13 protein-coding genes are annotated in these 14,906 nt (G+C 47.3%); 1 reads left to right on the plus strand and 12 read right to left on the minus strand.

Translation table 11 applies throughout. The features are described from left to right. Nucleotides 1–10: 10 nt before the first annotated feature. From ACX0G9_RS04850 to ACX0G9_RS04875, 6 genes are all read right to left on the minus strand, one after another. Nucleotides 11–3,076 (minus strand): SusC/RagA family TonB-linked outer membrane protein, encoded by a 3,066-nt coding sequence (locus tag ACX0G9_RS04850; protein WP_459063729.1) that lies wholly within the window; start codon nucleotides 3,074–3,076, stop codon nucleotides 11–13. Nucleotides 3,077–3,252: 176 nt separating this feature from the next. Then, on the minus strand, nucleotides 3,253–4,590 hold the full coding sequence (locus tag ACX0G9_RS04855; protein ID WP_459063730.1) for an aspartate aminotransferase family protein: 1,338 nt from the start codon (nucleotides 4,588–4,590) through the stop codon (nucleotides 3,253–3,255). A 101-nt stretch (nucleotides 4,591–4,691) separates the two neighbouring features. Then, nucleotides 4,692–5,483 (minus strand): SDR family NAD(P)-dependent oxidoreductase, encoded by a 792-nt coding sequence (locus ACX0G9_RS04860; RefSeq protein WP_459063731.1) that lies wholly within the window; start codon nucleotides 5,481–5,483, stop codon nucleotides 4,692–4,694. A 42-nt stretch (nucleotides 5,484–5,525) separates the two neighbouring features. Next, nucleotides 5,526–6,164, minus strand: coding sequence for a GntR family transcriptional regulator (locus ACX0G9_RS04865; protein ID WP_459063732.1), 639 nt, complete (start codon nucleotides 6,162–6,164; stop codon nucleotides 5,526–5,528). Between the two features lie 100 nt (nucleotides 6,165–6,264). Next, the gene (locus ACX0G9_RS04870) at nucleotides 6,265–8,013 is read right to left on the minus strand and encodes a dihydroxy-acid dehydratase (protein WP_459063733.1); all 1,749 of its coding nucleotides are present in this window, start codon (nucleotides 8,011–8,013) and stop codon (nucleotides 6,265–6,267) included. 11 nt (nucleotides 8,014–8,024) lie between these two features. After that, nucleotides 8,025–8,981 (minus strand): DMT family transporter, encoded by a 957-nt coding sequence (locus ACX0G9_RS04875; RefSeq protein WP_459063734.1) that lies wholly within the window; start codon nucleotides 8,979–8,981, stop codon nucleotides 8,025–8,027. 177 nt (nucleotides 8,982–9,158) lie between these two features. Here ACX0G9_RS04875 and ACX0G9_RS04880 point away from each other — a divergent pair, with 177 nt between their 5' ends. Further along, nucleotides 9,159–9,605, plus strand: a complete 447-nt coding sequence (locus tag ACX0G9_RS04880; RefSeq protein ID WP_459063735.1) for a cupin domain-containing protein — start codon at nucleotides 9,159–9,161, stop codon at nucleotides 9,603–9,605. Nucleotides 9,606–9,623: 18 nt separating this feature from the next. On the opposite strand, the gene ACX0G9_RS04885 is transcribed toward ACX0G9_RS04880, so the two are convergent. From ACX0G9_RS04885 to ACX0G9_RS04910, 6 genes are all read right to left on the minus strand, one after another. Next, nucleotides 9,624–9,848: a DUF433 domain-containing protein gene (locus ACX0G9_RS04885; protein ID WP_459063736.1), complete on the minus strand. Its 225-nt coding sequence runs from the start codon at nucleotides 9,846–9,848 to the stop codon at nucleotides 9,624–9,626. Between the two features lie 26 nt (nucleotides 9,849–9,874). Further along, nucleotides 9,875–11,377: a glucose-6-phosphate dehydrogenase gene (gene zwf, locus ACX0G9_RS04890; RefSeq protein ID WP_459063737.1), complete on the minus strand. Its 1,503-nt coding sequence runs from the start codon at nucleotides 11,375–11,377 to the stop codon at nucleotides 9,875–9,877. Between the two features lie 91 nt (nucleotides 11,378–11,468). Next, the gene (locus tag ACX0G9_RS04895) at nucleotides 11,469–12,878 is read right to left on the minus strand and encodes a DHA2 family efflux MFS transporter permease subunit (protein ID WP_459063738.1); all 1,410 of its coding nucleotides are present in this window, start codon (nucleotides 12,876–12,878) and stop codon (nucleotides 11,469–11,471) included. 102 nt (nucleotides 12,879–12,980) lie between these two features. Continuing rightward, the gene (locus tag ACX0G9_RS04900; RefSeq protein WP_459063739.1) at nucleotides 12,981–13,568 is read right to left on the minus strand and encodes a TetR/AcrR family transcriptional regulator; all 588 of its coding nucleotides are present in this window, start codon (nucleotides 13,566–13,568) and stop codon (nucleotides 12,981–12,983) included. Nucleotides 13,569–13,654: 86 nt separating this feature from the next. After that, entirely contained in the window at nucleotides 13,655–14,176 is a 522-nt protein-coding gene (locus ACX0G9_RS04905; protein ID WP_459063740.1) for a hypothetical protein, read from the minus strand. 206 nt (nucleotides 14,177–14,382) lie between these two features. Further along, nucleotides 14,383–14,793 (minus strand): iron chaperone, encoded by a 411-nt coding sequence (locus tag ACX0G9_RS04910; RefSeq protein WP_459063741.1) that lies wholly within the window; start codon nucleotides 14,791–14,793, stop codon nucleotides 14,383–14,385. Between the last annotated feature and the right edge of the window lie 113 nt (nucleotides 14,794–14,906).

Here is a 14,906-nt window from a genome sequence, read left to right on the forward strand (position 1 = left end):
GTGGCTAGTATTAAAAAGTTAAATTAAGACCAACGTTCACGACTTTGTTGGAAGGGTAGGGATTGTCTGAATTGGATTCCGGATCATAATTCTTCAGTTTGGTGACCGTTGCCAGATTCAAACCGCTTACATAAGTCCTTAATCCCTTTATGCCCGCACGGGTCAGGAAGGGAGCCGGGAAATTATAACCGAACTCTATATTCTTCAACCGTAAATAATTATTGTTCCGCAGAAAATACGTGTTGTTGACGTCATACTGGGTCATCCAGTATTCATCCGCAAAATTCCAGGCCCTTGGTTTGGAAGCATCTATATTGGTGGGTGTCCAACGGCCGATGGCATCGGCTTGCAGGTAGTTGCCGCTTTCCCCGGAAAAGGTAAATTGTTTCCGGATCGCGCCGCTGGCTCCCTGTAACAATACCGTGGCATAAAAATTCTTATACTGCAGATCGATGCTGATGCCGCCTGTGAAGGTCGGAACATCATTTTTGTCGTTGCGGACCTGGTCGAGACCATTGATCTGCCCATCCTTATTAACGTCCCTGAAGATAATATCCCCGGGTTTTGCATTGGCCCAATGCGGATACTTGTCGATCGCGTCCTGGTCCCTGAAAATCCCCACCGCTTCATAATAAAGCGTGGTATTCATGGGATGCCCGGTCGATAGCTGATAGGCGGGTGCTCCTGGTACTTCGTCCCAGAACTTAATCTTATTTTTCTGATAACCTCCGTTAACCGACACTGTATACGTCAACTGACCGACTTTTCCGGTCGTTCCGACCTGGAACTCAAAACCCTGGTTGACCACCTTTCCGATATTCTGACGGGGCAGCGTAAGCCCGGTCGAACTTGGAACAGAAGCGTTACGGTAAGCAAGTATATTGGTACGCAGGTTATAAAAATAATCCATGGAAAAGAAAACCTTTCCATCCAGCAGCTGGCCATCCACACCGATATTCGATTGATTGGCGATCTCCCAGGTTACATTGGGATTGGCGATACGGATCTCATTGATCGCCTTATTCTCTTCGTTTACATTAAACACATAGGTCGTTGGAGTAGAGCCATCCCCTGCATAAGCATAACCTTGCAGGTATTGGTAGGGGTCGATACGGTCATTACCCGTCTGGCCCCAGGAACCGCGGATCTTCAGGTTATTGATCACCCGCACATTCTTTTTCCAGAAATCTTCTTCTGAGATCACATAACCGAGGGAAACACCCGGGAAAAAACCGAATTGGTTGCTGCCGGATGGGAAAATATAGGACCCGTCATAGCGGAACACGAACTCAGCCAGGTATTTTTCTTTATAGTTATAATTCAAACGGCCGAAATAATCCAGACGGGCATTGACGCTCGCGCCACCGCCATTGGTCTGGTTCAGTCCATCGCCGCCGGCAAACAACTGATCGGCTGCCGAGGAGATATAATTCCTCCGGGCTGCATAAAAATTCATAGAATCACCGGTGATCCTTTCCATACCGACAAGCGCCTTGATATTGTGTACCCCGGCGATCGTCGTACGGTAATTGATCAACCCGTTAAGCGTTGTCCTGTTCCCGTTATTAAAGTCCTGGCTTAACTGGGGCGTCGCATATCCGCGCAAAGACTTGGTCAGCTGTGGCTCGTTATTGGCATTATAGCTCTGGCCATCCCAGTAGTACAGATACCAGGGCGTTTGCCAGAGTTTGTGATTGTCCACGAATTTATCGATAGAGGCATTACTGGTAACCGACAGCCCTTTTACCCAGGGGATATTGATATCCAGTTTGGTATTGCTTTCCAGCACATAACGGATATCCTTATCGTAACCGGTGGCACTTGTCGCCATGACTACGGGATTGGCTCCGCGTTCGATATCCGGACCGGGCAGACCATTGGGCCATCTGGCCGCGATATTGGGTTTGCCGCGCATGGTGGACGAGTAGATATTATCGGAACTTTGAGTAGGATAATTCCTGTTCTCCTGACGGCCGGACAGATCAAAACTCACCTTGATATTGGAATTGACCTTGGCGTCCAGATTGGCCCTGAAATTCCCCTGCGAATAATTGGTTGCGCTGTTCCGGTAAATCCCGTCCTGGAACCGGTAACCGGCGGACAACAGGTAATGAACGGATTCGTTTCCACCTCTTAATGAAACGTGGGCATTTCGTTGCACGGATACCGGCTTATATACTGCTTTGAACCAGTCGGTATTCGGGTGGCCCCAGGGATCGGAGCCGTCCTGGTATTTCTGAATGTCTTCTTCGGAATAGACCGGGTCCATGCTCCGGTATTCCTTGATCTCGTTGACCATCTTTGCCCAGGTAGCGGCATCTGCCATTTTCGGGATCACGGAAGGACTAACGAAACCCTGATCATAAGACAGGTTCATAGTCGGTTTACCTGAGTTTCCTCTTTTCGTAGTGACCATGATAACGCCGTTGGCGGCACGGGCGCCGTAAATGGCGGCAGAGGCATCTTTGAGTACAGTAACGCTTTCGATGTCGGAAGGATCGATCCTTTCCAATTGACGGCCGGGAACTCCATCGACCACGACTAATGGCGTGTTGTCGTTGAGCGTATTCGAACCGCGGATGAGTAAAGTACTTCCGTCATTGCCCGGTTCACCGCTTCGGGTGACCGCTGTCAGACCGGGGATACGACCCGCCAGACTATTGCTCAGGTTCGTAGCGGGGGACTTGGCCAGATCGGCCCCTTTGACCGAAACTACTGCGCCCGTCAGTGTGGCTTTTTTTGTCGTTCCATAACCGACGACCACTACCTGGCTGAGCGATTCCGCCTCACTGGTCAGCCGTACATCGATATTTTTGTGTCCGCCCACGGGTATTTCCCGGGCGATAAAACCTACCGAGGAAAATACAAGAATGTCGGTCGGACCGGCATTGATCCGGAATTTTCCGTAGTCGTCCGTGGTTGTGGCCACTGCGGTTCCTTTCACGGTAACCGTTACCGCCGAAAGCGCCGAATCACCGGAGGTGACGACGCCTTTCACGCTTTGCTGTGCAAAGACGGCTGTTGTACAACCTAATAAACAAATGATCAAAACAAACTTACCCAATTGAGAAATCATGGCCGTCAGGTTTTGGATGAAAGGAATAAACAAATTTTTTTGTATACAGTAAATTTTCTTCAACTCAGTAATGCCTGAACATTGTATACAGGATTACCAATGCACCAACCATAGGAAGGATTCGATAGGAAAGGTGTAATAAAGGAAAGACTATTGATAGGATAGCGTTCGTACCACTACATACAGCCTAATACTTTTTTATTCGCTTCCAGCGTCCGGCAGATGTCTTCTTCCGTATGCGCAAAACTTACCGAACTTTGTTTGCAGGCGAGCGGGATAAGATAAATACCTTCTTCAATCAGCGCTCTGCGGTAGTTGACATCGAACGTGAAATCATGATTCTTCAGGATATCGTGCAGATCATGCGGCGCTTCCTGCATAAAATAGGAGCAGGAGGCCGATCTGTTGCGCGACACCACGGAGGGAATCCCTTTTTCCATGAAAAGTTTCTCCAGCCCTTCATATAACAGCAGGCTCATCGCATCGATATGTTCATACACCGACGGATCCTGCAGGATCTCCAGTGTGGCGATAGCCGCCGCCGTATTAAAGGGATGGGCATTATAGGTACCGGCAATCAGGACCCGTTGGTCGGGATTGGGAGCATCGAACAACTGCATGATCTCTTTTTTTCCGCCAACCACTCCGAGTGGATAACCGTTGGCGATCGCCTTGCCGAAAACAGATAGGTGAGGGCTTACCCCTGCCACCTCCTGGTATCCTCCCAGACCGGACCGGAAACCGGTCTTAACCTCATCGAAAATGCAGACGGCGCCATATTGTTCGCACAGATCCTTCAAACCCTGCAGGTATCCGGCCAAGGGAAGTACCACCCCAACATTCTGCATGACCGGTTCGGCCAGGATACAAGCCACCGGATAAGTTTTTAAAACATATTCCACCGAGTCCAGATCATTAAAATTGATACAGTGTACTTTTTCTTTGACAGATCGGGGAATTCCTGCAGAAGAAGGCAGGAATTTATATTCACCCGGTGAGACCCGCGGGCCGATATTACCCAGCGTCGGCATCACCTGCCTGGCTACATCATTGTGCCATCCATTATACCCTCCGGTCATTAGAATAATATGTTCCTTGCCGGTGTAGGCCCGGCTCAACCGAATGGCATGAGCAGTGGCCTCGCTTCCGGTATTGGTGATCTGAACCAGGTCGAGGGATGGGATTAGCTGGCACATTAGTTTGGCCAGTTTTACTTCCAGGCAGTTCGTTCCGCTGCCGATCAGGGATAGACCATCCTTAATGACAGCGATCACCGCGTCATTGACCTCATCGTTATTATGGCCCAGGATATGGGGCGCGAAAGCGGCGTGGTAATCTATATATTCCTTGTTGTTGAGATCGTAGATATGGCTTCCTTTGCCTTTATTAAAGACAATATGGGGATTCACTTTCCGGTTCAACGAAACTACTCCGCCGGCAATATACCGGTTTGCTTCCCGGAGTACGGTTTCGAACAGGTCAGTCCTTTGTTCAGCCCTTTGCTCAGCAGTCATATAACAAGTTGAATGATGGAATACTCCATAAATGTAAACAAAATATTCATTTTTTGTTTACAAATTTAAATAAATCTTGTTAACGAAGAATTTGTTTTAATCTAAATCTTCCCTGTCAATGCCAGCCCTGGTTTTTGTCCCGCAAGCTGTCCGCCATCGGCTACAAAGACCTGTCCGGTGATAAAACTGCTTTCCTCGCTGGCCAGAAAAAGGAAAAGGGGAGCAATTTCGTTGGGTTTACCGGCTCTGTTGAGGGGGATGAAAGTCCTGACAAAATTTTCGGTGAATTCCCGGGAATCGATGGCTTCGGAGAGAGGAGTTTGAATATAGCCCGGGCAAACGGCATTGACCCTTATGTTCAGATAGGCGAGTTCCAGCGCCATAGTTTTTGTCAACATGATCACGCCGGCTTTTGAGGCATTATAATGAGCATATCCGAATTCCCCATCCATACCGTTCTTGCTGCTCATATTAACCACGACGCCTTTTTTGCGGGCGGCCATCAGCCGGCAAACGCTTTGGGAGACAAAGAACATTCCGGTGAGATTAACATCCAGGATTTTTTTCCATTCCTGTTCCTGGATATGCAGAAATGGTGTTTCAAAGGCGATACCGGCATTATTGATCAGGATGTCGATAGGCTGTAGGTTATCCGCCTCAGCAACCACCCGATCGACTTCCGGCCTTACCGAGATATCGGCAAAATAACTATGAACAATCGGTGTCAGCCGTAGCAGCCGTTCCACCGCAACGGCCAGTTGCTCTTTATTAAAATCCAGGATGGAAAGGACCGCTCCTTCCTTCGCAAATTGGCAGGCGATCTCGAAACCCAGGCCTCTGGCGCCACCCGTGATCAATACATGTTTGTTTTCGAATCGTTTCCCTGTATTCATAAAGGTACCTTTTGCGCTAATCCTGTTGGCTAATCCTGTGCGCTAATCCAGCCCCAGCACCGAAGCCGCCCCACGGGTCAGATGGCTGGTCAGCGCTTCTTCGGCTTGCTTCGGTTTTTTTTCTTTGATATACTGCAGGATTTTCCGGTGTTCCAGGTCGGTCTGCGAAAAGTCATCCAGATAAGTATGCGTCTTTCCTAATTTTAAATGGAAAAAAACGATAGGACTGGTATGGTAGGCCTGGTACAATCGTTCATTCCCGGCAATTTCGAACAGTGTTTCATGAAATTTCATATCCGCTTCCATGGCCCCGCTGAAATAACCTTGTTTATACATAGACGTAAAGTCATCACAAATCTTTTGCAGCCTGGATAGATTGGCGGCATTCATCGTGGTGAAACAAAGTCGTAAAGCGCCTACTTCGAGGATGATCCGCAGCTCCCGGATCTGGTGGATATCTTCCTCCGTGATCGAGGTGACAAAATAACCTCCTTTTTCACCGAAGGTCACCAGACGCTCGCCCAGCAGACGGTTCAGCGCTTCCCGGACGGCCATGCGGCTCACCTCCAATCTTTTAGCCCAGGCATCTTCTTTGAGCCGGGTACCGGGCATCAGGATGTTCATCAGGACCTGTCTCCTGATCTCGTTATAGACTTTTATGGCTTGCGAATCGGATTTCATGTTTTGGTTATCGTTTTTTCATTTTCAGGCTCAATATCGTGCAACGGGCTCAATATCGTCAAACGGGGTCAATTGATCGTATCGGGTTCAAATTACATCATTAAGACCGGCCAACGATAGGTTGTATAAAAACAAGATCTTCGTCACTGGCTGGTTTTAAAAAATCAAAATCACAACCCTTATCGGCCTGCAATACTTCCCGTATATATAAGGCGGGGTATCCTCTTTTATGTCTGTTTTCAGGAGGGCTCCATGCCTCTCTTCGTTTTTGTAATTCGGAATCGTCCACCAGGAGGGTGACAGACCTGGCCGCCGTGTCTAAAGCGATCTGATCTCCGTCCTTTACCAGTGCCAGCGGACCGCCCTGGGCGGCTTCCGGGGCCACATGCAGAATCACCGTTCCAAAACTGGTTCCGCTCATACGGGCATCGCTTATCCGCACCATATCTTTTACGCCTTGCATTTGCAATTTTTTGGGAACAGGGATCATTCCCCATTCCGGCATACCGGGAACACCTTTCGGCCCTGCATTTCTTAACACCAGGACCGTACCCGCACTGACCGGTAAAGCCTCGTCATCGATGCGGTTGAGCATATCGTAATAAGAGTCGAATACTAAAGCCGGTCCGGTATGTTTTAATAATTCCGGGGAGGCTGCCGCAACCTTCAGCACTGCGCCATCCGGGGCCAGGTTGCCCGAAAGAATGGCCAGGGTAGGCAGCGGACTAACAGCGTCGGTGAGAGGCCGGATAATATCGGGGTTATGAACTCCATTTTTTCCTGGCTCTTTTCTTTCTGCGATCAGACTCCCCAATGACCGCCCCGTATAGGTTATGGCAGCAACATCCAACAGATGGCCCAATGTTTTCAGAACGGCCGGTATGCCTCCCGCACCATGAAACTCATCGATCAGATATGTTCCCGCTGGCTGGACATTAGCCAGACAAGGGACAATGCCAGCGACTTCGTTAAACATAGCGGGGTATAAAGAAATATTCAGGCGTCCGGCAATGGCCGTTAGGTGGATCAGTGCGTTGGTTGATCCCCCGAGAGCCATCAACAAGGCAACGGCATTGCGGAAGGCAGCCTTGGTCAGAATATCGGATGGCTTCAGATCGTCGACTACCATCTGCACGATACGTTTGCCGGCTTCGCGGTTAGCGGCAGACCGGTCAGGACTATCGACAGGCATGGTACTCAGGCCAAGAGGCATAATGCCCAGCCCTTCCAGCAGACCATTCATCGTAGAGGCGGTTCCCATCGTATTACAGGATCCGGCTCCGCAACTTAGCGCGACCCCTATATCTTCCCATTCCTGGTCATTAATGACACCTTTTCTCAGCTCATCCCAGTATTTCCAGAGATCGGTGCCGCTTCCCAAACGTTTGCCTTTATGAATACCCACTTTTTTGGGTCCCGCATTTAATTGAAGGGCAGGTAAATTCGCACTGACGGCGCCCATCAATAAGCCAGGTACCGTTTTATCACAATTGCCCAGCAGCACAACGCCGTCGAGCGGGTAGGAGCGTAAATTCTCCTCCACATCCATGGATAATAAATTGCGGTATAACATGGCGCTGGGTTTCATCAGCTCTTCACCCAGGGTAATGACCGGGAACTCCAGCGGAATCCCTCCCGCTTCGTAAATTCCTTCTTTTACCTGCCGGGCCACTTCCCGTAACGATATATTGCAATTATTCAGTTCACCCCAGGTATTGGCAATGCCGATGATGGGCTGACCGTGATACTTGTCTATGTCGATACCGCCTGATCGTAATGCACCCTTATGCAAAAGACCGGTCTCATTTGCTCCATAGAACCATTCGTGGCTTCGTAACCTCGTTTTCATTTTTCACTGATTTATCCGTTAACATTGGCATCGGCTACAAGGGGAGCAGTTCCCCCGGCAGCAGCGGCATTTTGTTTATATTCCCAGACCGTAATGACGATGGTGCTGACAAGGACCAGCAAACCGCCGGCGACGGACATCAGACTTAGTTTTTCATGCAGGAAGATGACGGCGATGGGTAATCCGAAAAAAGCGATCAGGAAATTCGAAAGAGCGACCTGTATGGCTTCCAGATTTTTCAGGGCGGTAAAAAAAAGGATCATCGATAAAAAATTATGGAAGACCGTCAGTAAGGCCAGTCCGATCCAGGTATTCGTTGTAAAAGAGGCAAACCCCTTCATTACATTGCCCTCATAGTGCCAGACAAAAGGCAGCAACAGGACCACCATAAATATATAGGTATAAAACAGCATTTCCATTTCGGTATAGTCATTCGCGATCTTTTTACAAACGGTATTATAGAAACCGCTGCCCAATACGCCGGAGAAAATAAGCAGATTGCCGATGATATATTGCATGCTCAGACTAAAGCCGAGAATATCCTTCATCGAGCAAAGGGCCACCCCGGCCAGCGCGATGATAAAACTTACCCAACGAAGTGTGTTCATCTTTTCTTTTAACAGCACAACGGCGAGCAAAGCCGAAACGACAGGCAGCAGCAGATTGATAATGGATGCATTACTGGCCGTAGATTGCTGGGTGCCGAAGGTCATCAGGACCTGGGCCGGGAATTGTCCTACCAGCGCAAGCAGGGCAAAAATTTTCAGATCGCTGAATTTCCTGTTTTTATTTGCTTTTACATCCTTATAAACAAAGGGGAGCATAAAGAGGGTAGCCAGCAACATCGGAATAAATACCGTGCTGAATGCTCCAACCTGGTCCTGCACCAGCTTGATACAGGTAAATTGAAGGGACCACATCAGGTTACAGGCGAACAGGGCGCTCCAGGAAATCATTGATCGTTTCATGGCTACTAATGTAAACAGTTTTTGCGAATAATTGTTAACATTTTTATACCGGAATAGCCCCCGGGACAGATCGGAATCAAAAAATTTGCGGGATAGGATAGGGGATTAGCCCCGATTGGATTACTTTTAAGGCAGATAAAATTATCCCTCTTTATGCCCTCAGCAATTCTACACCCTGTGAATATTCTACCCCCTGTAAAAGAAACGATCCGTATCGGCGCGCTGCAACTGAACTTTTTGCTGGATGGAGACGATACCGGTAATACCCTGGTCTTATTCGAACTGATCGTTCCGCCAAATGCAAAAGTTCCCGCTCCTCATTTTCATGTGGCGGTAGATGAAACGCTCTACGGATTAGAAGGAACACTCACCCAGACTATAGATGGCCAAACCCGGGAATTAAAACCCGGTGATAAATGTTTTATTCAGCGGGGGAAGATCCATGGCTTCACCAACTTACAGGATGTTCCCGCTAAAGCCCTTTGTGTGCTCACTCCGGCCTCTATCGGTCCTGCTTATTTCCGGGAAATTGGAGAAGTGATCAATGCGGGCGGCCCTCCCGATATGCAAAAGGTATTGGCTATAATGCAGCGTCACGGGCTTGAACCGGTTAATTCGGCTTAATATCTTGGTTGTTCAACCTCATCCTACCAAAATTTTAACGGAAGCTTCCCTATTGGCAGCGAAGGTCAATGCTGCGAAAATATCTTGTTCTTTCAGGGCTGGATAATCCTCAATAATTTCTTTATTTGTCATACCAGAGGCTAACCAGGAAAGAATATCTCCTACCGCAATCCGTGTATTCTTTATACATGGCTTTCCAAAACGAATTTGGGAATCAATTGCAATAAATTGTGAAATGTCCATTATAAAAAGAAATACTATCAGTTAATCTATTTTTCCTTCGCACCGTTTCGGTCCGACAGCCTAAACCATTCCTTAGCGTAAGGTTTCAACAGGGTATCGGCTGCCGATGGCCCCCAGGTTCCGGTTTGGTATTCATGTAATTGTTTGCGGGGGCTTTTCTTCCAGGCCTCCAGGATAGGCATGACCACTTTCCAGGCTGCTTCGATCTGGTCGGCCCGCATAAACTGGGTAGCATCTCCTTCCAGCACGTCCAGCAAGAGTGCCTCGTATGCCTCGGGAAGAGATTCTGTATAGGTGTCCTGGTACATAAAATCCATTTCCACGGGCAGCAATTTCATATGCAGACCCGGCACCTTGCTTTCGAAAAGGAGGCTGATTTCAAGCTCCGGCTGGATACTGATGATAAGCTGATTAGGTACGATATCATCCTTGAAGATCTTGTGCGGCGAATCCTTGAACCGGATCGTAATAACCGAGGATTGCCGGGGCATGGACTTGCCTGTCCGTAAAAAGAAGGGAACTCCCTGCCAGCGTTTGTTATCGATATAGAGCCGGGCTGCCACGAAAGTTTCGGTAGTCGAATCCGGAGCAACCTGTTCTTCCTGGCGATAGCCGATCCTGGGAATTTCGTTGATCTCTCCAGCCGTATATTGCCCGCGAACCACATCTTTGTACACCTGGTTCGCAGAAAAGGGCCGGACATTTTTTAATACACGCGTTTTGGCATCCCGGATCGCTTCGGCTTCATAAGCCTTAGGGCAATCCATGGCAATGATACACAAGAGCTGCAGGAGATGGTTCTGGATCATATCCCGTAAGGCTCCGCTGCTGTCGTAATAACCGCCGCGTTTCCCCACGCCAACTTCCTCAGCCACGCTGATCTGTATATGATCGATGTATTTGTTGTTCCAGAGAGGCTCGAAGACATAATTGGCAAAACGGAAAGCCAGAATATTCTGGACCATTTCCTTACCCAGGTAATGGTCGATATGATAGATCTGTTTTTCCTTAAACCGGGAGCTTAAATAGCTGTTGAGCTTTCTGGCTGAAGCCAGATCGACGCCGAACGGTTTTTCTACGACAATACGGTCAAGGGTATCCCTGTTGCAAAGTTTTGCCTGACAAAGTGAGTCGGCGATGGGCTCTATGAAACGGGGAGCTACGGCAAAGTAGAACATACGGACCCCTCTTTGCTGCTCGAAAGTTTTAATGTTGTCTTTCAGGGTAGTATAAGTCTCCTTTTTCATGAAGTCACCCTGGACATAACGGATCCGTTCTGCAAAAACAGCCCATTTCTCCTGATCGGCCTTTCCCTTGCGGCTGAATTCATTAACCCCGGCGAGCAGATCGTTTCGGTAAGTTTCCTGGTCAACCGGTAAAAAGTCGACGCAAAAGATGACAAAATTGGAGGGCAGGTGACCGTCTGTGTATAAATTATAGAGGGCCGGAATGAGTTTCCGTTTGGTCAGATCGCCTTTAGCCCCGAAAATGGTAATAGCCGATGAGGTTAACTTATGAACTTTGCTCATATTGTTGAATTTTTGCCGATTTATTATTTCAATTCTTTTTTTTATTTCAATGCCAATGGTTGTCAAATCTACCAATTTATCCATTGCCTTATCAATGATCCGCCAGGATCTTTACCGGGATTTTTTGTTTATTCCTGTTGTTCACCAGCAATAACAAGGGAAGGGTTAACAAAAACAGCAGGCCCACCAGTAAATAGGAATCCAGGTAACTGAGCAGGGTGGATTGTTTTACTACCGTTTGTTCGAGAACACCAAGGGCCTGTTGATGTGCTTCCGATAGCGTTCCTCCTTTAGCCTGAAAATAACCGGTATAGGTATTTAATCTTTCCATGGTTAACGGATCGTCCGGGGTAATATGACTAATAAGGGAGAGACGATGAAAGGCCAGACGCCGGGCAGAAAAGGTGTTGACCAGGGAAATGCCAAACGATCCTCCCAATTGACGCATCATATTATTTAAGGAGGCACCCTGCGGCATATCTTTGGGTTCCAGGGTCGAAACCGCCAGCATGGTTAACGGAACCGTCAACAGGGCGATCCCCACGGCCCGGAATACAAGATAAAAACTGAGCGTATTGGCTGACACATCGGGGTTTATTTGGGCAATTGACCAGCTGAAATAAATAAACAATAAGAAACCGGTTACAATGATCAGGATAGGGGAGAACCCTTTCTGCAGGAGCCTGCCGGATAGTAAAAGAGCGAATAAGGCCAGGATGGCGCCCGGTAATAATAAAAGACCCGTTTGGGTGGGCGTGAAATTCAGCAAACGCTGAGCCACGACCGGGGTCAGGAAAACCGAATTGAACAAACCGATTCCCGTAACAAAGGTTAGCAGCGCGGAAATCGTCAGGGTCCTGCTTTTCAGGACACGGAGATTCACTACGGGATTGGGGATCCTCAATTCCCACATTACAAAAGAGACGAGGGCGATAATGGCAATAACCGTAAAGACGGTAATATATCCGGTATCGAACCAGTCTTCGGTCTGCCCTCTTTCAAGCACAGTTTGCAGCGTACTGACCCCTATGATCAGCAGGAATATTCCCGTCCAGTCTATCGCTTTAACGGCCGGTTTAATAACAGGTTCGGTTAGGAGATAAGAACAGGAAATGGCTGCTGCAATGCCGACCGGGATATTTATATAGAAGATCCAGGGCCAGGAATAATTTTCCGTAATAAATCCGCCTAAGGTTGGACCGATCGTAGGACCGATAAAAACGCCGAGCCCGAACAAGGCACTGGCAATACCTTGTTTTTCTTTAGGGAAGAGCTCGAAAACGACAGCCTGCGAAACAGACAACAATGCGCCGCCGCCAATGCCTTGCATAAACCGGAAGGCATCCAATTCCCAGATATTCCCGGCGTTCCCGCACATAAAAGAACAGAACGTAAACAAAATAATAGATCCGATATAATAGGTGCGGCGACCAAGTCTTGCCGTTAAGAAACTGGTAATGGGAATGATGATGACATTAGCGATGGCGTAGGAAGTGATCACCCAACCTCTTGAGAGGGGTCATACAGATAGTGTTATTTATTTACGCTGGCAGCAATCGGTTATTTTAAAAAGACCGATCGGTCTTTTTTAGGGCAAAAAAAATCACAAACAAAAAGACCCGATTTCCTTTTTCAGAATATCTGTTATTATTTTCATTTGAGCATTGCTTCCCAGTACGCGGCTGGTTAAAATAGCCCCTTCGATCAGGGTAAACATTTTTATGGCAAATTCTTTATCGTTCCAGGTTGGCACAAATTCGCCGTATTTAATGCCTTGTCTTACGATATGGCTGATATTATTTTGCAGCGTTCTTATGGCTTCGGCAACATGAGTTTTTACCAGGGGATCCGTATCATCCGCTTCAATCCCGAAATTCAGGATGGGACAACCACCGATTTCGTTAAGAACCAGCCGGTCACGGTAAAAATCCAGTAAGGCAAACAATTTTCCTTTCGATGTGGTTTCTTTTTTTAAAAGGTCAGTAAGATTGGCGTAAAGTCTTTTGTACAGAAAATCGAATACTTCCACACAGATCTCTTCCTTATTCTTAAAATTACCATAAATGCCCCCCTTGGCCAGCTTGGTAACTTCCATTATATCACTGATGGACGTTCCCGCCATCCCCTTCTTATTTATTACCGGGGCGGCTTGCGTCACAATGAACTGTCTTGTTTTTTCTGCTTTAGTCATCCGGTCTGTTTTGGCCTGATTTAATGGTCTGTTCCGTACGTCAGTTCCCTATCCCGATACAAAGATAAGACCGATCGGTCTTGTTGTCAACTATTTTTTCTTCTCCACCAATCCTGCGTTCTCATCGCCCCGGAGACGAGCTTTGGATCATTGCTTTCCAGACAGCCGGTAAGGAACTCCCTGGCTTGTTCATTATCAGAAAAATCCTGCAAGGCCAGGAAAAGATCATAGGCATAAAGAGCCCCTGTTTTTAAAAAAAATTGGTTCACTTTATCAAAACTCAATGGATATTTAAATAATTTCCATAAGGTACCGGCAAATACCAGTTGTGGAATACCGCCCGAATCCTCTGTCTCCTCCAACTTTTTCAATAACAGGGCCTGTAAATGTGGATATTGATGATACCTCAGCGTTTCAACGGCTCCGGATAAAACAGAATAATCATGCTCCGTATCCAATCTTTTAATATCCCTGGCTATTATTTCTTCCTGCCATTCCTTTTCTTCGTTTGGCGTGGCATTATAGATATCGCCAAATCCATCCGTATAGATATAGATCTTTTTCCCGCCATTCATCATATACAAATCCCTGGAAGTAAACTGTGGCATTTTCTGAATTAAATTTTAGGCGTTTTCCTTTAAGGTCAAAAGTACAGGTAAATACCCCAAAAAAGGCAATAGGGCACCTAATATAACAGGAGCAGGATGGCCGTGGCCAGAACGATGAACAGACCGGTAATGGATAAGGGTGTATACCAGGCAAGCGCCCATATACAGGAGAGAGGCAGTGGCTAAAACCGTAGGTTTGATGGCCATTAATTTTTTTTCTTTTTTACAGCTTTTACGTGTGCCTTCAATTCAGCATTGACTATATTTTCCTTTACCCTGTACTTTACAATTTTGTTGATCAGGGCAATCGGAAGGGGTTTGTCCATGGGGAATTGTATCGAACCTTTGGAGCATTGGTAAGGTGAAAGTTCCTTTTTAAATACTTCGATTGCTTTAGGCCCGGGGTAAAATCCAATATGTTCTTTCCATCCCCCATACCATACGAGCATTCCGAATAGTTTAAAAGATGGCAGGCTATAGCTGATCACTTCTTCTGCCTTGGGCACTATTTTTTTGATGGCTATTCTTAGCTCCTGCAATTTTGCCTTCGCAGGGCCTGGCAAAGTAGAAAAGTACGCATCCACAGTTTTACCTTTTATTGAGGAGGTTGTTTCCATCTTTCTGGTTTTTAGTTCTATCTGATAGTAACAAACCTACAAAGAGTAATCCATTTTAATGCGGTGTAAACGGGACTTTCGAAAGGGGTAATCAGGACAATTTTTATCTTATA

The organism is Flavitalea flava (genome assembly GCF_054461575.1).